Source organism: Paenibacillus macerans, assembly GCF_050565405.1.
GTDB classification, from domain to species: Bacteria; Bacillota; Bacilli; order Paenibacillales; family Paenibacillaceae; genus Fontibacillus; species Fontibacillus macerans_B.
Map to the genome: position 1 here is coordinate 61323 of NZ_JBNYYG010000015.1, position 23191 is coordinate 84513.

The following is a 23191-nucleotide window of genomic DNA, read 5'->3' on the forward strand; positions in this document are numbered from 1 at the left end:
ACCCATAGATGGAATGAAGTGATATGAAAACCGGGGGGATGAAAGATGGAGAACAAGCCGAATCGGATGATTCAAGCTATGGAGTCCAAAGGTTTGCGTATTACCTCGCAGCGCAGATGGATCGCGGAGCTGTTCTCCGTTTCCACCGGATTCGTGTTGCCGCGCCAGGTTCACGCTTATATATCGGAGTTTCTTCCGGGGGTCAGTTACGACACGGTGTACCGCAATCTGCGATTGCTGACGGAAATCAATCTGATTGAACAGTTCGATTTTCCGGAGGGCATCCGCTTCAAGCTGAGATGCGGCCCGGACCGCCATCATCACCATCTGATCTGCATCAAGTGCCAGAAAAAGGCCAGCTGGTAATCCGGACTGGTGGTGCCGACCCATTCGGGCCGCTCATGGCTTCGCTCACCCCGATCGAGATCCTGGCGATGATGACGGTCATTTCAACAGCGTCGTTTTTCCTGCGCCGAGAAACCCGGTCAAGACAGTAACGGGAATGCGGGGATCTTGTAAAGATGTCATCTAAATTCACTCCTTCACATAGGGTAGGTTGTTTAATCGTAATTATTACTATTAAATTATAAAAGTTGATGAATGGATTATCAAATTCTATAACCTAACAATGAACAAGCTCCTAAATTTGCTCTTGCGGCAATTTTAGGAGCTTTGTTCTGCAAAATATGAGGATGAGGTCCGGCATTCATGTTTCTTTCCGGTCGAAGGTTACACGGCGGCGCAGCAGAATTTATGCTTCTTGCCGCTGCCGCAAGGGCAAGGTTCGTTGCGGCCCGGAGCTTTCCCGTCGAAATAGCGCTGCAAATTGCTGGAATAAAGCTCCTGACGCATCCGCCCACCCAATTCCTGCATCCGTTCATGGGCATAAGCGTAAATCTGCATGTAGCTTTGACAGAAGAAATCCGGATCGGCCTGGTTTTCTTCCGGATTCCATTTACGGTTCCGCGGGCAGCCGCCGTAGCAGAGCCTCTGCCATTCGCAGGAACGGCATTTGTCCGGCAGAGCCGGCTTCATCCGGTGGAAGCGTTCGTAGTTCGGATGAGCCAGCATGTCCGCGATGGAGGCGGTGGCCACATTGCCAACGGTCCACTGCTCGTTGATGAAGAAGTCGCAGGGAAAGGCGTCCCCGTTTTGCTCCAGCACCAGGCTCGTCGGGCACGCCGCCTTGTGGACGCACAGCTCCGCTTCCCGGTTCAGGTAAACGCTCAGCATGTTGTCGAAGAAACGGGTGGACATCTCCGGATTCCCGTCCATGTACCATTCATCGAATACTTCGCACAGGAAATCGCCGTATTCCTGCGGGGTAATTTCATAAACGCCGGGCTGATCCACTTGCTGGGAGCGGAAATCCATGCAGGGGATGAATTGGACATAATTGAAATCGTTCTCACGATAAAACGCCATCAATTCCTTGGCTTTGCCTACGTTACCCTTATGGATCACCGTCAAAATATTAAAATCCACCTGATGCTTCCGCAAATGCTCGATGCCGGCCATCACCCGGTCAAAGCTGCCTTTGCCGGCGGCATTTACCCGGCGCGCATCGTGGATCTCTTTGGGCCCGTCCAGGCTGACGCCGATCAAAAAATTATAGGTTTTGAAAAAAGAGGCCCAGCGGTCATTAATGAGCGTGGCGTTCGTTTGCAACGAGTTGCTGATGATCGTATGCGGCGGGGCATGCAGCGCCTGCCGGTAAACGACTTCTTCGAAGAACTCGAGCCCGGCCAGCAGCGGCTCTCCGCCCTGCCAGGCAAAGGTGGCTGCGCCTTGGCTGTGCTGCATGTAGTCCTTGATGAATTTGTCCAAAATGGCGGAATCGATCCGGTTGATCTTGGGTCCCGGCTTGCCGCCGCAGGTGCTATAATAGCAGTAATCGCAAGCCAAATTGCAGTCTTCCGACACCGTCTTCCACATGACGCCGAGGTTGGAATGACGGCTAGTGACACATCCTCCCGACATAGCGATCCCTCCTTGTCCCAATTTATTTCTAAAGATAGCACCCGGTTAAGATTATGTCAAAATAATAATAAGTTTAAAAGAAATCGGTTTTTAGCTAGTCTAGGAAAGAGTGGAAGCACCAATCTTTAAATCAGTATGGATTTAACTCTGTTGAAGTTTGACCGATTATGGCGGGAATAATCATCTCGGCCAAAGCGGCGGCATGGCGGTTGCGGCCATAGGCGAGGCGCGAAGCTGCAAGGAACTGGATTAATCGCTGACCGCTAGTTCCCTTCCCACTCCTGCAGCATCATGACGGCCGCTCCGGTGGCCACGGCCTCTTCGAGAAGCAGCCCCTGCGTGAAGACCGGGCTGTATTCGGGATAATGGTAGGTGTTCTTCTTGGCGATCTCCAGCGCGGCATCGAAGACCAGCGGATGCGCGCCGACGAGCGGGCCGCCCAGAATGACGTATTCGGGATGAAGCGCATTGATCAGGTTGGCGAGCCCGATCCCCAAATAAGCGGCCGTTTCCGAAAATTGCTCTTTAACCAGCGGATCGTCTTGCTCCAGGGCGCCAACCAGCGTAGCAAAGTTAACCTGATCCGGCGAAATCCCGGACAGCAGGCTGCTGCGCCCGATTTTCAGTTGGGTGCGCACGCGTTCCTCCAGCGCCGGTACCGATACGAAAGCTTCCAATGCCCCGTAATTGCCTTTGTCCCGCAGTCTTGGTCCATTGGCCTGGATGATCATTTGGCCGATCGCCCCTTCGGTATCCACGGCTCCGCGGAGAATCTGGCCGCCGGACATCGCGGCCGACCGAATGTTAACGCCGGCGTGAACGTAAAGGGCATGCTGGATGTTTTCGGTCCGCAGCGCCCAATGCTCGCCGATTAACGCGGTATTTGCCCCGTTGTCGAGTTTGGCCGGAAATCCCAGCCGCTCCGTCAGCATTTCGCAAATCGGCACGTTCTTCCAGGAGGAAGCGGGGAAAAATTCCGGTTCAAGAATGATCCCTTTCCGCTGATCCAGCGGACCGACCGCTCCAATCCCCATGCCCAAGACGTCGCCTGGCGAGATGCCGTGCTTGGCCAGGAACTCCCGGGCGTTGTTCGCAACATGATCGACAAACAGGCCGGGCGTCATCTGTTCGTCCATTTTCCAGCGGGTCAGGGACAACGTGTTAAAGTGCATATCGTACAGTCCCAGCTTGGAATAAATGCGGGAAATTTCCAGTCCGAACAGGTAGCGGTAGGTTGGATTGGTCCGGAACAATATCGGCTTCCTTCCGCCCGTGGAGCTGCCGAGTCCGGAGACGACGATCAGCCCCTGGGAGGTCATTTCTTCAAGCAAGCGCGTCATGCTGCTGCTGGTGAGCGGAAAGTGATTTAACAAATCGGCCTTGGAGACGGTCCCGAGATAGGAAATTCGATCATAGACCTGTTTTTTTATCGATGGATTGGAATGAGTCATCATAGGTACGGTTCTCCATTTCCAAGTTAATTAGTCGGGATATCACAAGTATAGCGGCAACTTCACTTTATTTCCAGTTAATTTCATCAGAATAATCAACATAATATCAAATGGAAATTATGTTTGGCGATAATCATGATTTCTGAGTTTAACGGCAAGCGATAAACGCCCTTTTTTATATATTTATCACAACTTTAATCCAAAATGAAATTAATGTGTTATAATACTTGTAGACTAGTAGTATAACGAGACAGAAAAGGGTGTGTTCGGATGAACCGCACGCTGACAGGGCGAATGAAACTTCTATGGGATATCTTTTGCGCTTTTGCAAAAATCGGACCCTCCACGTTTGGGGGAGGTTACGCGATGATCGCGACGATCGAAGAGGAGATCGTTCATAGAAAAGGCTGGATGAACCAGGAAGAGATGGGGGACATGGTGTCCATTTCGGGGTCCGCCCCCGGCGGCGTGGCCGTCAACTCCGCGGCTTTCATCGGCTTCCGCCTGGGTGGTATCCCCGGCGCCGTGACGGCCGTGACCGCAATTACATTGCCCACGTTCATCATCGTTTTTCTTCTGAGCATGCTTAGCGCGGTTTTTAAAGATAATGTGAAAGTGGAGGCCGCATTGAAAGGCATTCACGCCGCGGTCGTGTCCCTAATCATCTTAGCCGCCTTAAAGATGTGGAAATCCTCCGTTCTGGACGGGGCCACACTGGCGATTACGGCCGTTGCGGTCGCACTCCTGTTATTTACCGGCATTCATTCGTTTTATCTTATTTTGGGGGGACCGATCGCCGGGATCGCGGTTGTTTTGTTTAAACGAAAATTCGGGATGACCGTGCGGACGGAAAAGGAACGAAACATGGACAAACAGGAGCTCCATTTTCCGGAATATTACATCTGAAGGGTGATCATCTATGCTTTGGCAGCTGTTTTTGGTTTTCATCAAGGTGGGGCTTATTTCCTTTGGCGGCGGCTACGCGGTCATGACGCTGATTCAGCGGGAGGTGGCCGCCAAGGGATGGGTGGATGCCGGGGAGTTCCAGGAGATCGTCGCATTGGCCGGAATGGCCCCGGGTTCCATCGCCACGAATGCCGCCACGTTGATCGGATATTCACAGGCAGGCATTTTGGGAGCGATTATGGCCACGGTTGGCATCATTTTGCCGTCGCTCATCATCGTTATTCTGATTACCGCCTTTTTCTTAAGGCTGCAGGGCAACGATTGGGTCAAGTCTTCGTTTTACGGTTTGCGTCCGATCGTTACGGGGCTGATTATTTACGCCGCCATTCACTTTGGATTGAGCGGACGCAGCGAACCGCTGCTGAGCTGGTCGATGGCCGGTACGCTGTTGATCAGCGCCGGATGCCTCCTCTTGGTGTCCAAATACAAAATCCATCCCTTTGCGGTGATTTTGCTGTCCGCCGTCGCGGGCATTGTGATATTCTGACATCTGCCCGAAGGCGTGAGTGACAGGGACATGTCATATGAACGTGTTTTGCGATGTTGGCAGACCATAACCTGAATCGTCCAGTTGGAGCGATGCGAAATTCTGTAACGGACACCAGCGCCGCCGTTATTACGGCGAAATGGACCGTTTTCAAAAACAAACGGACACCGAAGACCTTGTTTGGCGTTTTTGGCTTTTTATTGAGCCAGTTTCAAGCCAATAAGGTCTCTCCTGTCCGTCAGAATGGGAAATGTCCGGGAAATAAGCAAATAGGGTCATCTCAGTCCGTTAGGCATGACGGACCTTCTCAAATATCATAAACACAGGGCTATGTCTTGATAAGTCGGTCCTGTGCTTTTGCGGTTATAAAGCAGGCGCTGCTTACGCGTGATGGATCCTCGGCATCGGCATCGGCTCCTTGCCGAGCTCGGCCCAGGCGTACTTGAGCAGCAACTCCGTCTTTAGCCCTTCGTAACCCGGTTCGTCCCACAGATTGCACAGTTCGCCCGGGTCCTCCCGAAGATCGAAAATCTCCCCATACGTGTGATTGTAATATACCGTGATTTTATAGCGTTCATCGACATACGTTTTTTGATGGATCGTGGTCGGCTCATGGCGGAACTCGCAGATGGCGTGATCCCGCGCCCGTTCCCGGTTACCGAGCCAAACATTCCTTTGATCAACGCCGGCCATGGCCGGCGGGATCGGCAATCCGCAGAAGGAGAGGAACGTCGGGGCCAGATCGACCAACGATTGGATCGCATCCGAACGCCGACCGGCGAGAACCTGGCCGGGATACCTTACGATAAACGGAAGCTTGATCAAATCCTCGTAATGAAACCCTCCTTTAGCCTGTAGGCCGTGTTGGCCGAAGAAGTGGCCGTGATCCGTCGTAAACACGACAACGGTGTTTTCGGCCAAGCCCAGTTCGTCCAGCTTGTCGAGAATGCGGCCGATATATTTGTCCATCAGGCTGATCATGCCGTAATAAACGGCGACCAGCTTCTTTTTGTCATATTCGGTCAATCGCCGCTTGTCTCCGTATTCATAATAATGATGGGAACAGTAGCCGTGGATGCCGAAGCCCGTTTCCATCAGATGGGAGAAGTCGGGATTTTCCTCCTGCGTCAAGCCGAAATGCGGCGGGTTGCGGTCATGCTCTCCCGGCGTAAGCGACGGGATCGTCAGCTTGTCCGGATCGTACATCGTATCCCAGGGCTCCGGCACCAAATATTCCGGATGCGGGTCGAAGAAGCTGGCCCACAATAAGAAAGGATCCCCGTCTTTCTTGTGCTTCTCCAACCGGGCGTTCGTTCGCTCCGCAATCCACGTGTTGTAATGATATTTTTCCGGGATGGGCCACTTATAGGTTTGCGCGGGATCCATCGTTCCGGTCGGAGGGAGGAAATAATCCCGCCAATTGGCACAACCTTGCTCCTCCAGCCACAGTGCGTAGTGTTGGCCGACATGGGCTTCGTTCGCATGATTCCGCGCCAACTCGACGTGGTCGAAACCGTAGAACGGGCCATGGAAATTGCGCCAGTATTCCAAAGCCTGCAGTGTCGGGTAAGCTTCCTTCGATTCGTATACCGGAGTCGATTTCAAGGGTTGGAAATGCGCTTTGCCGATCAGCGAGGTCTTGTAACCGGCTTGCCGGAAATCTTCCCCGACCGTATGGCGGTCCTCCAACAATTTCGTGCCCAGGGTCCAGGCGCCGTGTTGGCTTGGATACATGCCCGTGATGATGGAGGATCGGCTTGGCGTGCAGGTCGGATTCGGACAATAAGCCCGGCCGAACGTCGTCCCTTCCCGGACTAGCCGGTCCAAATTCGGCGTGAAGATTTCGGGTTGGAAGGCGCCGATCGTATTCCAATGCTGTTGATCGCTTGTGATTAGTAAAATGTTAGGTTGACTAGACAAAATTCATCCCCTCCTATTATGATAATATTGAATTATCAATGTTAAATAAATATCCTTATGTTACTCATGAGTTGTCATTTTGTTATCTGCTATCTTCGCGAATGACCCAAAAAGCTAAGGAAGTGGTAGGGAATGTTGCAGGAATACGATCACGAGTTTGCCGAGTTTATTTACTACACGCCGGGGTATTTGGATAAAGAGGCGCAGCTATGGCCCGTTCGGGGCGGCCGCAGCATCGCCAAAGCCCATTACAAGGTCGGGCCGAAACGAATCGAGTGCTACAGCCTGCATTTCGTGCTGGAAGGAAGCGTGTGCCTCGAATTCGGCGACAAACGGGTGGAACTGCGGAAGGACGATCTGTTTTGCCTGTTTCCGGGCCGAACCTATGATTATTACGGACTCCCGTCGGAGGCGCCGCTGCAAATGAACTGGTTGGCCCTGGACGGCGGCCGGGTCAAAACGCTGCTTGAGCTTGCCGGTATCACGCCGGAAAGACCGTACGGGAAAGCGTTGCTCACTCTTCCGGCCAGGGAAACGGTAGCAGACACGCTAGATAAGCTGGCAGGCGTCGAACGCTGGAATCCCCCCTTGTCCCTGGAACTGCAGGGGATGATCTGCGGGCTGATGGCGCTGCTCATCCCCGATACGGCGCCGGTCCTGCCGAGCGAGCCTTCGGGTTGGATCCGCGAGTGCATGGATTTTATGGACCTGCACGCGACGGAAGGGATATCGGTACAGCAAGTGGCCGCGTTTGCGGGCGTGCACCGCTCGTATTTTTCAAACGCGTTTGCCGGGCAAGTGGGCGTGTCTCCGCAAAAATATTTGCAAAACATCCGCATGGAGAAAGCGAGGCGCCTGCTTACCGAAACGGACGCTTCCGTCACGGAGATCGCCTTGTCTTTGGGTTATCCGAACCTGTACACGTTTACGCGGGCCTTCAAAATCTATTACAAAATGCCTCCGCTGGCCATGCGGACCGGCGGGACCTCCTAGCCAAGACCTGGTCGGGACGCCCCATTTTCGAAAGCGCTTACCTCTGCTATTGCCATGAATCCGGATGAAAAGGAGAACCACCAATGATGCTGGCAACGCTGCGCAAGTGGATTTCGCCGAAGTTGGGCATTCAAGGGAAGATATTTATCGCGTTTGGGCTGCTGACGCTCCTTGCGATCGTCTCCGTGACCAGTATCGTTTACGTGAACATGCGCGATACGATCAAGCGCAACGCCATCACCTCGGTTTCGGACAGCATCCGTCAGGCGGACGAATCGCTTAACGTCATGCTCCAGGAGATCGACCGGCTAAATACGGTGGTCGTCACCAACAAAAATACGGTGATCGATACGATTTTGAGCCCGAATGAAGAAATCAGCTACGAATGGTTCCAGGAGCAGAAGCGGATTACCGAGTTTCTGTCCGGATTGATCGATTACAAGCCTTACATCTCCCGAATTGCCGTCATCGGCCTGAACAGCAAGGTATTCTTCTCGGGGGGGCCCTGGATTGATCGGACGTTCCTCGAAACGGAAACGATGGATTTCATGCTGGAAAACGGGGAGCGCCACGCGTATCTCAAGCGTTCGGACACGATGGAGGCCATCTCCGTTGGCCGCGTTCTCCGCTATAACCGGGAGACGATTGGCGTGGTCATGGTCGACATGAATTATGATTTCATCCGTAAAACGTACGGCGTGAAGCCGACCGCAGACAGCATCTTGTATGTGCTGGACGGGCAGAAGCAGCTCGTTTACCAGTCCGATTCGGCGCCGGCCGCCGTGTCCGCCGAAATGGCGAAAGCGGTGTACGACGCCGCGGAACCGTCCGGCGCAGGAGAAACCGCCGAGCGGGTCATCGACGGGAAGTCTTATATCGTCGTCAGCCGGAAATCCGAATATACGGGCTGGACGACGCGGGCGCTGATTCCGCTCGATTCGCTGCTGAGCGAATCCGCGAGAATCCGCAACCTCATGGTGGAGGTGTCGGTCGCCGTTTTTATCGTCGTGTTGATCGGTTCGCTTCAGATGTCATTCCGGACCACCCTCCATCTTCGCCGCTTGAAGACGATGATGATGCGGGTCAAAGACGGAAACCTGGACTTTCCGCGAACGGAAATCGAGACGAAGGACGAGATCGGCGAATTGTACCGGGTATTCATCAGCATGGTAGATGAACTGAAACGCTTGATGGAAGGGATCCGAACGAGCGAACAGGCCAAGCGGGAAGCGGAGCTCACCGCGCTGCAGGCGCAAATCCGGCCGCATTTCCTGTACAATTCACTGAACACGATCAAATATTTGGCCAAGCTGAACGGGGTGCCCAATATCGAGGAGGTATCCGGGGCGCTGGTCGAGTTGATGCGGGGCGTGCTGGGGAATTCCGGGGAATTCCTGACGTTGCGGGAGGAGCTCGGCTATGTTTCCAGTTACGTGGCGATCGTCAAATACAAGTTCATGGAACCGATTCCGGTGCAGTTTCAAATCGAGGACGAAAATTTGCTGGAATGGCGGGTTCCGAAGCTGACGCTGCAGCCGATCGTGGAAAACGCGCTCATGCACGGTTTCGGTCCGTCGGCGCATGGGGGATTCGTGCTGATCCGCGTTTTCGGCGAGGGCGGAGACCTGAAGATCGAAGTGATGGATAACGGCAGGGGCATGAGCAAGGAGAACATGGACGCTTTGATGGCGGATAACGGGGGCAATCCTTCGCGTTTCAGCGGCATCGGCGTACGCAACGTGCACGAGCGGATCCGCCGGATGTTCGGCGAACCCTACGGCATCAAGCTCTATAGCGAGGAGGGATTGTATACCAACGTGGAGATCCGGTTTCCCCGGCGTAACGGACCATAAAGATCTTATTGGCCCATTTCCCGGCTATTTCCCGCTGTAACGGACTCCAGAGACCTTATTGGACGCTCATGGTGACCATTTAGCCGTTTTTGACCGAAATAAGGTCTCCTCGGTCCGTTAGAATCGGAAACTGCCCCAAAGCGGTCCAATAGCGTTTCTGGTGTCCGTTAGCTTGCTGAAAGCTACGTGAGCAACTGAAATGCTTCCGCAGGAGGAACTTGCTTCGTCTGTCCATTTTTAATCTTCAAAAGACGACTTTTTGAACTCTTTTAAAAAAGGGGTTGGGATTATGTATCAAGTGTTGCTGGTCGACGACGAACCTTTGGTGCACCACCATCTTAGAACGGTGTCGGATTGGCAAGCCCACGGTTTCGAGCTGTGCGGCGAGGCGTATGAGGGCGAATCGGCGCTCCGGATGATCGATCGGATTCGGCCCCAAATCGTCATCCTGGACGTGAATATGCAAGGCATGAACGGCGTGGAGCTGAACCGGACGATTCGGGAGCGGTATCCCTTCGCCAAAACGATCATGCTCAGCAGCTATGACGATTACGACTATGTTCGCGAATGCTTGAAGAACGGGGCGGTCGATTACTTGCTCAAGCATCGGCTGGACGGCGACGGGCTCATGGGCGTTCTGAAGAAAGCGGTCCGGGAGATGGAGCGCCAAGAAGAACGCGGGCCGGAAACCGGCAGCCTTTTGGCGACCCGGGAACTGATCGCCCAAATGCTGCGGGGAAAGCCGGAGGCGGCTGGGGATCTGGAAGCCTATGTCCGGCAACGCGGCCTGTTTACAAATTCGGTATGTTATGCAGCCGGGGCGCTGCAAATTTCCTCTTTCATGCTGCTCACGGAGTCGCGCAGCGACGTGCAGACGAACCGGTTGGTACAGCAGGCCGTCGACATGATGCAGCAAAGCCTGGGCGATCAGCCGGAACGGACCGCGGTCTACGTGGAAAACGGCCGCTTCGCCGCCCTGTTTGCGTTCAAGGAACGCAGCGAGCAGGCGGCCGCGAGCGAGGCGGAACGGCTGATGAGCCAGCTTCGCCACTCGTTGGAATTGTTCATGAATTTGAAATGCACGTATGCGGTCGGCCACGTATGCTCCAGCCTGCCCCGGCTCGAAGCGAGCTACCGCAACGCCGAGCGGGCCCTTGACGTTTCCTCGCTCCCGCGGCCGGCAGGCACGTACGCCGAACGCGTGTCCTTGACCATCGAGGAGCAGAAGCAGCTTCTTCTCTCCGTGGAGAATTTGGACGGGGAAGGCGTCAGGAAAGTAATCGTTTCCGCCTTTGACGGCCTTCGCAAGCAGCCGATCCATTCCCAGGCGGTGCAGCTGATCGTCCGCGAACTGCTGTCCATCGGAGAGAAGGCGATCCGAAAATGGATTCCTATGGCCGGCGGGGACGAGGCGGATCACGGTCTTCCTCCGCGGGACGATTTGGGGCGAATCGGCAGCATGGACGAATTGGAGCGATGGCTCCGGTCCTATTACGAGGATTTGCTGAGCCGATTAATGCGGCAGCGTGCGGCCGGTCATCATTCGCGGCACGTATCGCAGGCGATCCTGTTGATCCTGGAAAAATATCCGAGCTATATTACTTTGGAGCTTGCGGCGGGGGCGATCGGTTTAAATCCTTCCTATCTCAGCCGGATCTTCAAAGAGGAGACGGGGACGACTTTTTCGGAATACCTGAACCGGGTCCGCATCGACGCCAGCCGCAAGCTGCTGGAAAGCGGCCGGTATTCGGTCAAGCAAGTCAGCGTCCAGGTCGGCTTTGCCACTTACAACTATTTTTTTAAAGTGTTCAAGGAATGGACCGGCATGACGCCCCAAGCATACGTGCAGAAGATCAGGCCGGACGGTTCCGTAAAATAAGTGGAGTATGTGGTCATATTTGTGGAATTTGCCCCCGTTATGGATGGACTATAATGAATGCACACCACAGTAAACGCTTACATTTATCGTTTTGCCATTCACAAAAGGAGGTCATGAAAAGATGCGCAGACATTGGGGAAAAACCGCGATCGGCACGATGCTGATTGCCGCGTTGATACTGGGAGGGTGCGGCTCCGGCTCCGGCGCGAACGACAAAGCATCCGAGGGAGGGGCGAATACCGAAGTCAGCAAGGACGGCTTCCCGATCGTGCAGGAGCCGATCACGCTAAAGATGTTCACCCGGATCGCTCCGGTCAACGGACCGTTCAAGGACATGCCGGTATTCCAGGATTACGAGAAAATGAGCAACGTGAAGGTGGAGTTCATCGAAGCGCCGACGGACGGCTTCCAGGAGAAGAAAAACCTGCTGTTCGCCTCCAACGAACTTCCCGACGTCTTTTTCCGTTCCGGACTGACGCCTTTGGAAGCGGTTCGCTACGGATCGGGAGGCCAATTGATCCCGTTGGAAGACCTGATTGCGGACTACGCGCCCAATTTGACCAAGCTGATGGAGGAATATCCGGAAATCCGCGCGGGGATCACGACGCCGGAGGGCCATATTTACGCGATTCCGGGGATCGTGACGCTCGGTTCGGCACGAACGGACAAGAAGTGGATCAATAAAGCCTGGTTGGAGAAGCTGGGCCTGAAGGTGCCCGAGACGACGGACGAACTGTACGACGTGCTGGTTGCTTTCCGCGATCAGGATCCGAACGGAAACGGCCAGAAGGACGAACTTCCGATGACCGTCCGCGTCGGGTTGGGCGGCGGGCTGCCGATCGTAAACATGATGAGCGGGTCGTTTGGACTGGATCAGCAGTTCGGCTACAACATCAATATCATCGATGACAAGGTAGAAATCTGGATGGGCAGCGAACGCAACAAGGAGATGCTCATGTATTTGAACAAGCTCTATAAGGAGAAGTTGCTGGACCCTGAAATTTTCTCGCATACGGAAGCACAATATTTGGCCAAGCAAGGTTCGGGCAAAACGGGCGTGTTCTTCGACCAGACGAACAATAACTTCCTGCCGATCATGGATCAATATGAAGGGATGGCGCCGCCTGCAGGGCCGCACGGGGACCGGATGCAAGCCCAAGCCTCGCCGGTGCCGCGGGATTTCGGAGCTTTCGCCATCACATCCGTGAATAAATACCCGGAAGTCACGATGCGCTGGATCGATTATTTCTACAGCGACGAAGGTTCTACGCTGCTGCGGTTCGGCCGGGAAGGCGAGCATTATGAACTCAGGGACGGCATTCCTTACTACAAGGAAGAATACTCGACCGCGGAGACGCAGCCGAAAATCACGCCTTACGCCGGGGGTGGAGCGCCGCATTTGATCAGCGAACAGGTTGCTTCCTATATCAACCCGCCTCAAGTGCAGGAAGCGCAGAAGAAACTGGATCCGTTCATGCCGCAGATCCGTTACGCGGCGCCGATGTTTGATGAGCAGACGGCACAGGAGGTTAATGTCCTGCGGAACGACATCGACAAGTATTATGAGGAGCAAAGTACGAAATTCATTGCTGGAGCGCTCAGCTTCGATAAATGGGAAGAATTCCAGTCTACTTTGAAGAAGATGAATATCGAGAAACTGCAGCAGATCTACCAGGACGCATACGACAAAATGAAGAAATAAGGCCATTTTCCGTTGGCTAAGGAGTGGATGTTCATGATAAACAAGGCGGCCCCTTCGGGGGCCGGGATATCCCGAAACCGTACGAATCGCGGCAGCCGCTTGATTAAGCAAATGGCCAAAAGGTATGACCTGTACTTGATGCTGCTGCTGCCGATCGCTTGGTACCTGATTTTTCACTACGGCCCGCTGTACGGGCTGCAAATCGCTTTTAAAAATTTCAACCCGGCCAAAGGGATCGTCGGCAGCGAGTGGGTTGGGTTCGAGCACTTTACGCGGTTTTTCGACTCGTATTATTTCTGGAGATTGCTGCGGAATACGCTCACCATCAATTTGCTTTCCTTGTTGATCGCGTTTCCGATCCCCATCCTGCTGGCGCTGCTTATCAACGAAATTCGCAGCAAGTCGTTCAGCAAATGGCTGCAGAACGTGACTTACATCCCGCATTTCATCTCCGTGGTCGTCATCGTGGGGATCTTGACGGTGATGCTGTCGGTCAATGGACCGATCAACATGCTGATCCAGGCTGTCGGCGGAGATCCGGTCCGGTTTATGGAGTCGGCCGGCTGGTTCAAGACGATCTTTATCAGTTCGAACATCTGGCAGAACATGGGCTGGCAGTCGATCATCTACATTGCGGCGCTCAGCGGGATCAACCCGCAACTGTACGAAGCGGCCAAGATGGACGGCGCCTCCCGTCTGCGGCGCATCTGGCACGTCTCCTTGCCGGGGATCGTGCCCGTCATCGTCATTTTGCTGATCCTGGACGTCGGGCAATTCATGAACATCGGGTTCGAGAAAATCCTGCTGATGCAAAACAATTTGAATCTCGAGGCCAGCGACGTGATTTCCACGTTCGTGTACACGACCGGGATCTTGAAGGGCGAATACAGCTATACCGCGGCAATCGGACTTTTTAACTCGGTGATCAATCTGCTGCTGCTGCTGCTGGTGAACCGTTTTGCCCGCAAAACGTCGGAGACGAGTCTATGGTAAAGGAGGAGGAGCACCATGTCCCAGCGAACTGAAGTAAAAAAGCTGCGAACCGCGTCAGCGGACGAACGGTGGTTTGATGCCGCAATCTATCTGATCGCCGCGGTTATCATGGTTCTCGTGCTATATCCGCTGTTGTTCGTGGTCAGCGCCTCGTTCAGCGACCCGGCGAAGGTGCTGGGCGGGGAGGTGTGGCTGCTGCCGAAGGGCGTGACGCTGGATGCGTACGCGAATATTTTGCAAAACGATAAAATTTGGACCGGGTACGGTAATTCGATTCTGTACACCACGGTGGGCACGACGATCAATATCGTCATGACGCTGCTTGCGGCGTATCCGCTGTCGCGGCCGGACCTGCCTTTGCGCAAAGGGCTGATGCTGATCGTGACGCTGACGATGTTTTTCAGCGGAGGGTTGATTCCGACCTACTTGCTCGTCAAAGACTTCGGGATGGTCGATACGATGTGGGCCTTGATCATTCCGGGCGCGATCTCGACGTACAATCTCATCGTCATGCGAACGTATTTCCAGTCGAGCATCCCGTGGGAATTGCAGGAAGCGGCCCATATCGACGGATGCTCGAACTGGCGGCTGTTAATCAGCATTATTTTACCGTTGTCGAAGCCGATTTTGGCGGTGATGGTTCTGTTCTACGCGGTGGGTCACTGGAATTCGTTTTTCAACGCGCTCATCTATATCCGGCGCGAAGAGCTGTATCCGCTGCAGCTGGTGCTGCGCGAGATTTTGCTGATCAGCCAATCGGACGCCGTAGACGGCCTGGTGGGGCTGGAGGATAAGGTATTGCTGGCCGAGAGCATCAAGTATGCGGTCATTATCGTGTCCAGCTTGCCGGTGCTCATCATGTATCCGTTCGTACAGCGGCATTTCGTGAAAGGCGTCATGATCGGATCGATCAAAGGATAAATGGCTGGGAGGGCTCAGGTTGAAATCAAACGCAAAGATTACCATCGACGGCGGACGGGCAAGCGGGCATACGGTAAACCCTTATCTGTTCGGGCATTTCGTGGAGGATATCCGCGACCACATGGAGGCGATGTTGGCCTATCCGCTCAAGGACATGGACTTCGAAAGCGAAGCGGAGGGAAAAACGGCGGTATCCGGGCGCTGGAGCGCCTACACGAACGGGCGGAATACCCGGTACGCGCTGGAGGCTCCGGCGCCGAAGCATTCGGGCCGGGCGCAGCGCATTCGCATCCTGAGCGACGACGAGGCATATGCCGGGATCGCGCAGGAGGCCGCATTGAAGGGACCGATGGAATACAAGGTCCGGGTGGTGGCGCGGGCGTCCGTCGAGCTGCAGTATTTGATCGTCGAGGCGGCGGATCGGCGAACGGACGAACGGCTTGGCCGGGCGCACATCGATTTGAGCAGCCATAACTGGCGGGAATACGAGGCCAAGCTGCAGGTTTCGCGAGCCTGCGCCGATGCCGAAATTCGGGTGTACGTGCCGTCCGACCACCCAAGATGGAACGATCACGTATCCACCGGGATGCTGTGGTTAGACCACGTGTCTCTGCTGCCTGCGGACAACGTCGGCGGGGTGAAGCGCGAAGTCATGGACATGACGCGGGAGCTGAACGCGGGCATGATGCGGCTGGCCGGCAATTACATCAGCGCCTACCATTTCGAGCACGGGCTTGGTCCCGAACTGGAGCGGCCCGTTATGTACAACGAAGCGTGGGGCGGGTGGACGAGCAAATATTTCGGCACGGACGAATTTATCCGGTTCTGCCGGGAGCTCGGGGTGGAGCCGCTCATCTGCGTCAACGACGGTTCCGGCACGCCGGAGGAAGCGGCGCGGTGGATAGAGTACTGCAACGGCGGCATCGATACCCCGATGGGCGCATTGCGGGCCGAGAACGGGCACCCTGAACCGTACAACGTCCGGTATTGGGAAATCGGCAACGAAGTTTGGGGCGGGTGGCAGGTGGGCACCTGTTCCGCGGAACGCTTTGCCGAGCGGAGCGTGGCCTTTGCCGAAGCGATGAAGGCGGCGGACCCGTCCATCGTCATTTTGGCCTGCGGGCATACCGACCAGGAATGGAACCGGGCGGTGCTCGATATCGCGGGCGAGCATATCGATTATTTGACGCTGCATCTGTACCACGGCCTTGGCCGGTTCGGCATGAACGGGGACACGCCGGCGGAAGAGCGCTACAAAGCGATCGCCGCCTTCCCGGAATGGACGCGGGACGACATCCGCCGGACGGCGGAACAGATCGGGGCGAATGAGAAGCATCGTCACATCAAGCTGGCCGTCACCGAATACAACACGATGTATTATCCCAACACCGTGCGCAAAGGGCTGCCGGAAGAACACACGCTGGGGGCCGCGGTCGCCAATGCCGCCAATCTCAATGAAATGCTGCGCGCCAGCGACCTGGTGCACATCGGCAGCTTTTCCGACCTCGTGAACGGCTGGCTCGGAGGTTGCATCCGCGTGGGCGATTATTATGCCGATCAGTATTGCGGCAAAACGCCGGGCTGGAGCGGACATCCCTTAACCGTTTACGGAACGCCTACCTATGAAGTGATGAAACTGTACGCGAATCGGGACATCCGGCGGATGTTGCCGTCCGAAGTGGAGTGCGGCACCTTCTCCGTCCGGGCGAACAAGCCGGTGCCTTTCTCGCTTGACGCGCTGCCGGATTTGGATGTCGCCGCATGCGCGAATGAAGCCGGGAGCATCGTCACCGTCTTTATCGTGAACCGCAGCCTGGAAGAGGTGACCGTCGAGCTGAAGTTCCATGGATGCGACCCGTCCGGGGAAACCGTGTTGCACGAAATTACGGGGGATAGCATTGACGAGATCAATTCCGTTTTTACCCCGGACCGTATCGGCTGCAAGGCGAATGTCGTTCCGGCCGACGTATGGCGGCAAGGCTACCCGCTCCGCCCGGCATCGGTGTACGCGCTGGAGATGAAGACGAAGCGGGCTTAGCAGACAGATCCATGGTGGATCTGTGAACGTTGGGGACGGATGGCAGAACCGGCGGCACGGAGGTAAATGTAGTCTAACGGACCTGAGCGACCTTATTCGCTCGTAAAGCGGCCATTTTCATTTCTAACGGACAGCAGAGCCGCTATTTGCTCGAAAAAGCCCGGATACGTGCGCATCAAGGTCGAATAAGGTCCGTGGTGTCCGTTACATTTTGAAAACGGCCGTTTTCGCCGAAATAACGGCGCTGGTGTCCGTTAGGATTGCAGCGAACAGGAAACAGGAGGACAAGCATGACAACCAAAGCATATATGAAGAATTATCCCAGACCGCAATTCGTCCGGGGAGATTGGCTGAATCTGAACGGAGAATGGGATTTCCGTTTTGACGACAAAAATGTCGGCGAACGGGAGGACTGGCCGGAGCGGTTATTGGGAACGCATACGATTACCGTCCCCTTTACGTACGAAACGCAGGCGAGCGGCATCGGCATCGAGGAGTTCCATCCGCAGGTCTGGTACGGCAAAACGGTGCATATCCCGAAGGAAGCCGAAGGCAAACGGGCGATCCTGCACTTCCAGGCGGTGGACTATATCGCCAAAGTATGGATCAACGGCAAGATGGCGGGCAGCCACCAAGGTGGGTATGCGGCTTTTAGCTTCGACATCACGCCGCATTTGGTCTTCGGGGAGGACAATCGGATTACGGTCAAAGCGGAGGACAGCGATGACTGCACGCAGCCGCGGGGCAAGCAGCGCTGGACCAAGGACAGCTTCGAATGCTTTTATGCCCAGACGACCGGCATTTGGCAGACCGTTTGGCTGGAATTCGTGGAGGAGCAGCGGCTGAACGCGGTCAAGATCACTCCGGACGTCGACCGCTCCACGGTCCGTTTCGACTACCGGATTCACGGGGTGGAACAGGCCGGAGATTTGCGGTTGGAAGCGATCGTGACGCTGAAGGGCAAGCCGGTGAAGCGGGTCGCCTTGCTGGCCGATCGCCCGAACCTGACCTTGGAAGTAGACTTGATGCATGAGGCGAACGGGCCGTGGAAGAAATGCCTCTGGTCGCCGCAGCAGCCGAATTTGTATGACGTGGAATTTGTGCTGTACGCGGGAGATAAGGTGGTCGATCGGGTCTTTTCCTATTTCGGCATGAGAAAAATATCGATTAAAAACGGTCAAGTGCTGCTGAACAATGCGCCGATTTATCAAAGGCTGATTCTGGATCAAGGTTATTGGACGGACAGCCACTTAACGCCGCCCAGCGAAGAGGCCCTCATCGACGACATCGACCGTATGCTGGAGATGGGTTACAATGGCGTCCGCAAGCATATGAAAATCGAGGATGCCGGGTTTCTTTATTGGTGCGACGTCAAAGGGCTGCTGGTCTGGTCCGAAATGGCCGCGACCTTCGAGTTCCAAGACCGGGCGGTCGAGGCGTTCACAAAGGAATGGCTGGAAATCGTCGATCAGCAGTATAATCATCCCAGCATTATCACCTGGGTGCCGTTCAACGAATCGTGGGGCATTTCGAACATCCTGCGCGACGCGAGACAGCAGAAATTCACCGAAGGCATCTACCATCTCACCAAAGCGATCGATCCTTATCGTCCGGTCATTACGAACGACGGCTGGGAGCATACCGTTTCCGATATTTTGACGCTGCATGATTACGTCGAAACCGGCGAGGGATTTTTGCGGCGGTACCAGGGCAACAAGGATGCCATTGTAAAGAAGGAAATGACCTGCAATCATTGGAAATACGCTCTGGCTGAGGGGTATGAGTACAAGGGACAGCCGATCATGATTACCGAGTTCGGCGGGATCGCCTTCCGGTCGGACAAAGGCTGGGGCTACGGCCGCCAGGTCGCAACGGAAGCGGAATTCCTGGAACGGCTCGAAGGCCTGACCCGGGCGATCAAAAGCGTGGATTATATTTGCGGATATTGCTACACCCAGCTTGCCGATGTGCAGCAGGAAATCAACGGGCTTTTGACGGAGGACCGCAAGCCGAAATTCCCGCTGGGCAAAATCAAAGAGATCAATCTAGCCTGATATCACTTTAAAACAGGGAAGAGGTCAGCCCGGAGGATGGGTCGGCCTTTTCTAGTTATAGGCTAATAGGAGTGTTGACTCATCTTACGATGCGTGAACGGAGAATTGATTAAAAAGACCGGGAAGCTCCATGAGGGAGCAAGAGGTCCGTGGCGGCTACCCTCCCGTACAGGTTCGAGTCCTCTCGACCGCATCGCGATACTGCCGGGGGGGCATTCCGATCTTTTTCTTAAACAAGCGGTGGAAAAATTTCAAATCGGCGTATCCGACCGCGGCGGCAATCTCCCCCACGCTGCAGCGGCTCTCGGCAAGCAGGCGGCAGGCGGCGTCCATGCGGATGCCCTGCACGTAGCCGGTGAAGTTCATGCCGGTCTGGCGCTGGAACAGGCGGCTGAATTGCCGCTCGCTAAGATTCGCTTTGGCGGCGAGTTCGCCGAGCTTAAGCCCGGTGGCGTAATTGCGGTCAATATAGGCGACGGCTTCGTCGACGGTCAGCCATGGCGGCCGGTCCCCGGTAGGCCTGCCGAGCTGCAGCCGGTACCTGTACAAACCCGCCATAATCCGCAGGACGAGAGAAGCGAGTACGGCCAAATATCCCGGCGGCTTTGCCGAGAATTCGCGATACATCTCACGGAACAGGGCATGGTATTCTCCAGTGGCATCTTTCATCGAGAACCAGGGCAAGCGTTCGTCGGCAAACCATTCGCAAATGTCCGAAGCTTGGGGGAAGCCGGCCCGAAGCTCCGTTAAGTACAAAACCGGAAATAAACAGTTATATACGATAAGAGGACGGTCCTTCTTCAGCGTCTTCGGCCGGAACACATGGCTGCGCCCAACCGGAATGAAAAACAGCGTTCCATGTTCGACAGGAACGGCTTCCCCGGCGATATAGTGGACGCCGGCTCCTTCGCTGACGTACGTCATCTCGACAAATTCATGGGAATGCTCGGCTAATTCAAACGATTCGGAAGCCCGGTTCACAAAGATCGGCACCCCCGGTTCGAAAAAGCTCTCTCCCGACATGACATAAGTGTTGCGTCTGATGCTCATGCTTCTTGCCGCCCCTTTCTCATGGTTTGCCCGGTCTGGCTCCATCATACGAAACCGGCCGTCAAATGTCCAAATCGACCTATATAAATGTCGGAAACCTCCCCTTCTTGTGATTCCCCGGCCTCGTAAAATAAGACGTAATGATACCCTTGGCAAGGCAGGGATCAATAAACGAGAGGAGCGATATTATGATAACTATTGCAGTTTCCGACCTTAGCGTCAATTATCGAAAAAATCCCGTAGGCATCGACGATTTCCATCCCCGGCTCGGCTGGCGAATCGGCGCGGAAACCCGAGGTTTCGTCCAATCCGCCTATCAGGTGCAAGTGGCCAATGATCCCGATTTCGGATCGGAAATCGTCTGGGACTCCGAGAAGGTGAGATCGGATCGCAGTGTTCATATTGAATATCAAGGTCCTGCCTTAAAGTCTCGGACGAGATACTATTTCAGAGTTCGCGTGTGGGACCGCCAAGGAAATGGATCGGCATGGAGCCAACCAGGTTACTGGGAAACCGCCTTCTTGTCGGCCGGGGAATGGCAGGCAAGCTGGATCGCGGTGCCGCCCCGCCGCGACGAATCGAACGATGAACCTTGCGATTATATGCGCAGGGACTTCACCTTGCCGAAAAATGTGGTTTCAGCACGAATCTACGCGACGGCGCTCGGCTTGTATCGGCTGTATGTCAACGGCGTTCCGGCGGACGACACGCTGTTTGGCCCCGGTTGGACCAGCTATAACAAACGGCTGCAATATCAAACCTATGACGTTACGTCACTCCTCTCCGCAGGCGAAAACGCGCTTGGCTGCATGGTGGGGAACGGCTGGTATAAAGGATATTTGGCCTGGGATAGAAAGAAAGAGCTTTTCGGCAAAACGCGCGCCGCACTGATCCAGTTGCATGTGACGTTGTCCGACGGCTCCGAGCAAGTCATCGTTTCGGACGGGAACTGGCGCGTTTCATCAGGACCGCTCCTGATGTCGGAATTGTATCACGGCGAGACGTACGATGCGCGGCTTGAACTGGACGGGTGGTCTTCTCCCGGTTTCGCGGATCAGGATTGGGCAATGGCGGGGATGGCGAATCCTCCCGAATCCGTACGGGTTGCCCAGGAAAACGAGCCGGTAAGGATTATCGAGACCATCAAGCCGATCGCTGTCATAACAACGCCCAAAGGCGAGACGGTGCTGGATATGGGACAGAACATGGTCGGATGGGTGAGGTTCACGGTATGCGCCGAAGCCGGAACGGTCATTACTTTGCAGCACGCGGAGGTTTTGGATCGCGACGGGAATTTCTACACCGGAAATCTGCGTTTGGCGAAACAAACGATCACTTATATATGCCGGGGCGGTAGGGAGGAGACGTTCGAACCGTACTTATCCTTCCAAGGCTTTCGCTATGTGAAAGTGACCGGCGTACCGCAAGAACGGTTGCTGGAGCGATTCATCGGCTGCGTCATTCATACGGACTTGGAGCAAACCGGCCGCTTCCGCTGTTCGGATGAACTGGTGAATCAGCTTCAGCACAATATTTTATGGGGACAGAAGGGGAATTTCCTTGATATCCCGACAGACTGTCCGCAACGAGACGAAAGATTGGGATGGACGGGAGACGCCCAAGTCTTTATTCGCACCGCTGCTTATAATATGAATGTCGTTCCGTTTTTTGAAAAATGGTTAAAGGATTTGGCCGCGGATCAAGAAGCGGACGGAAGGGTTCCGCACGTTATTCCCGATATACCGGCGGCAGGTTACGGTTCCGCGGCTTGGGGAGACGCTTCCGTCATTTGTCCCTGGACGCTTTATCAGTGTTACGGGGACTATCGTGTCCTGGAAACGCAATATCCCAGCATGAAAGCCTGGGTCGAGTATATTCGGGCGCAAGGCGAAAGCGAGTTTCTGTGGAATACGGGATTTCATTACGGGGATTGGCTTGGCTTGGATGCCAAAGAGAACAGCTGCGTCGGGGCCACGCCGAAGGATTTGATCGCGACCGCGTTCTACGCTTATTCGGCCGAACTGCTGGCCCAATCTGCGGCCGTACTAGGCAAAAATGAAGACGCGGAAGCATATGAAGCGCTGCACGGCAATATTGTCCGGGCATTCCGTCAGGAGTTCGTCACGCCGAACGGCCGGGTGGCCTCTACGACGCAAACCGCCTACGTGCTGGCCCTCATGTTCGATTTATTGGAGGAAAAGGATCGCCCTCGAACGGTCGGGATGTTAGCCGAGCATATCGAAGAAAATGGGGTACATCCGACGACCGGATTCGTTGGCACGCCTTACTTGTGTCTGGTCCTTTCGCGGTTCGGTTATACGGATTTGGCGTACCGGCTGGTGTTGCAGAAGGAATATCCCTCCTGGCTGTACACCGTTATCCAAGGGGCGACCACCATCTGGGAGCATTGGGACGGGATCAAGCAGGACGGCTCGTTCTGGAGCGACGACATGAACTCTTTCAACCATTACGCTTACGGCGCCATCGGAGACTGGCTCTACCGCTTTGCCGGAGGCATCGATTTGCTCGAACCGGGTTACAAAAAATTGCGGATTCAGCCGCAGATCGGCGGGCCGTTCTCATGGGCGGAAGCTTCGCTCGACTCCGTTTACGGAACCATAAAGGTAGCCTGGAGAAAACGGAAGGATGGTTCGAGGAATGGGGGGGCATGGGAATTGGATGTGACGATCCCGGCGAATACGACGGCGGAAGTGGTCATTCCTGCGAGCGGTCGCGACGAGATTCGGGAGGACGGGAAACCGTTGAACGAAATGGACGGACTGCTTGGAACGGAGCAAACCGCGCAAGGCTGTAAGCTTCTGGTGGGTTCCGGCAGCTATAGCTTTACGTTTTAACCGCAACGCATGTTCCGCGTACTGTGAATATGCTCAAAAAACGGGAGGA

The 23191-nt window shown here is 55.0% G+C and carries 17 protein-coding genes; 12 read left to right on the forward strand and 5 right to left on the reverse strand.

What is annotated here, in order from left to right; genetic code table 11:
• Positions 1-45: 45 nt before the first annotated feature.
• A complete protein-coding gene (locus tag ACQ4N8_RS11795; RefSeq protein WP_430704553.1) occupies positions 46-366 on the forward strand; it encodes a Fur family transcriptional regulator in 321 nt (106 codons plus the stop codon).
• Between the two features lie 78 nt (positions 367-444).
• On the opposite strand, the gene ACQ4N8_RS11800 is transcribed toward ACQ4N8_RS11795, so the two are convergent.
• The 3 genes from ACQ4N8_RS11800 to ACQ4N8_RS11810 all read right to left on the reverse strand — a co-directional run bounded on the left by ACQ4N8_RS11800 (position 445) and on the right by ACQ4N8_RS11810 (position 3434).
• A complete protein-coding gene (locus ACQ4N8_RS11800) occupies positions 445-528 on the reverse strand; it encodes a GTP-binding protein (protein ID WP_430704586.1) in 84 nt (27 codons plus the stop codon).
• Positions 529-729: 201 nt separating this feature from the next.
• Complete coding sequence (locus tag ACQ4N8_RS11805; RefSeq protein ID WP_430704554.1) at positions 730-1980, reverse strand: anaerobic sulfatase maturase; 1251 nt, start codon at positions 1978-1980, stop codon at positions 730-732.
• A gap of 263 nt (positions 1981-2243) precedes the next feature.
• Positions 2244-3434, reverse strand: a complete 1191-nt coding sequence (locus ACQ4N8_RS11810; protein ID WP_430704555.1) for an ROK family protein — start codon at positions 3432-3434, stop codon at positions 2244-2246.
• A gap of 267 nt (positions 3435-3701) precedes the next feature.
• Here ACQ4N8_RS11810 and ACQ4N8_RS11815 point away from each other — a divergent pair, with 267 nt between their 5' ends.
• Together ACQ4N8_RS11815 and ACQ4N8_RS11820 are read left to right on the forward strand one after the other, a co-directional pair.
• Positions 3702-4337 (forward strand): chromate transporter, encoded by a 636-nt coding sequence (locus tag ACQ4N8_RS11815; RefSeq protein WP_430704556.1) that lies wholly within the window; start codon positions 3702-3704, stop codon positions 4335-4337.
• Positions 4338-4350: 13 nt separating this feature from the next.
• Complete coding sequence (locus tag ACQ4N8_RS11820) at positions 4351-4884, forward strand: chromate transporter (RefSeq protein WP_430704557.1); 534 nt, start codon at positions 4351-4353, stop codon at positions 4882-4884.
• Between the two features lie 381 nt (positions 4885-5265).
• Here ACQ4N8_RS11820 and ACQ4N8_RS11825 read toward each other — a convergent pair whose 3' ends face one another.
• Positions 5266-6804 carry a sulfatase family protein gene (locus ACQ4N8_RS11825; RefSeq protein ID WP_430704558.1) on the reverse strand — a complete coding sequence of 513 codons (1539 nt, stop codon included), beginning with the start codon at positions 6802-6804 and terminating at the stop codon, positions 5266-5268.
• A 135-nt stretch (positions 6805-6939) separates the two neighbouring features.
• Here ACQ4N8_RS11825 and ACQ4N8_RS11830 point away from each other — a divergent pair, with 135 nt between their 5' ends.
• The 8 genes from ACQ4N8_RS11830 to ACQ4N8_RS11865 all read left to right on the forward strand — a co-directional run bounded on the left by ACQ4N8_RS11830 (position 6940) and on the right by ACQ4N8_RS11865 (position 19237).
• Positions 6940-7797, forward strand: coding sequence for an AraC family transcriptional regulator (locus ACQ4N8_RS11830; protein WP_430704587.1), 858 nt, complete (start codon positions 6940-6942; stop codon positions 7795-7797).
• Between the two features lie 83 nt (positions 7798-7880).
• Positions 7881-9650, forward strand: coding sequence for a sensor histidine kinase (locus tag ACQ4N8_RS11835; protein ID WP_430704559.1), 1770 nt, complete (start codon positions 7881-7883; stop codon positions 9648-9650).
• A 289-nt stretch (positions 9651-9939) separates the two neighbouring features.
• On the forward strand, positions 9940-11529 hold the full coding sequence (locus ACQ4N8_RS11840; protein ID WP_430704560.1) for a helix-turn-helix domain-containing protein: 1590 nt from the start codon (positions 9940-9942) through the stop codon (positions 11527-11529).
• Between the two features lie 121 nt (positions 11530-11650).
• Positions 11651-13231 carry an extracellular solute-binding protein gene (locus ACQ4N8_RS11845; protein WP_430704561.1) on the forward strand — a complete coding sequence of 527 codons (1581 nt, stop codon included), beginning with the start codon at positions 11651-11653 and terminating at the stop codon, positions 13229-13231.
• 33 nt (positions 13232-13264) lie between these two features.
• A complete protein-coding gene (locus ACQ4N8_RS11850) occupies positions 13265-14224 on the forward strand; it encodes an ABC transporter permease (protein ID WP_430704562.1) in 960 nt (319 codons plus the stop codon).
• A 15-nt stretch (positions 14225-14239) separates the two neighbouring features.
• The gene (locus ACQ4N8_RS11855) at positions 14240-15145 is read left to right on the forward strand and encodes a carbohydrate ABC transporter permease (RefSeq protein ID WP_430704563.1); all 906 of its coding nucleotides are present in this window, start codon (positions 14240-14242) and stop codon (positions 15143-15145) included.
• A gap of 19 nt (positions 15146-15164) precedes the next feature.
• A complete protein-coding gene (locus ACQ4N8_RS11860) occupies positions 15165-17183 on the forward strand; it encodes an alpha-L-arabinofuranosidase C-terminal domain-containing protein (protein WP_430704564.1) in 2019 nt (672 codons plus the stop codon).
• A 290-nt stretch (positions 17184-17473) separates the two neighbouring features.
• On the forward strand, positions 17474-19237 hold the full coding sequence (locus ACQ4N8_RS11865; protein WP_430704565.1) for a glycoside hydrolase family 2 protein: 1764 nt from the start codon (positions 17474-17476) through the stop codon (positions 19235-19237).
• Between the two features lie 156 nt (positions 19238-19393).
• Here ACQ4N8_RS11865 and ACQ4N8_RS11870 read toward each other — a convergent pair whose 3' ends face one another.
• Entirely contained in the window at positions 19394-20287 is an 894-nt protein-coding gene (locus ACQ4N8_RS11870; RefSeq protein WP_430704566.1) for a helix-turn-helix domain-containing protein, read from the reverse strand.
• A 188-nt stretch (positions 20288-20475) separates the two neighbouring features.
• On the opposite strand from ACQ4N8_RS11870, the gene ACQ4N8_RS11875 reads away from it, so the two are divergent.
• Positions 20476-23142, forward strand: a complete 2667-nt coding sequence (locus ACQ4N8_RS11875; protein ID WP_430704567.1) for a family 78 glycoside hydrolase catalytic domain — start codon at positions 20476-20478, stop codon at positions 23140-23142.
• Positions 23143-23191: the final 49 nt, after the last annotated feature.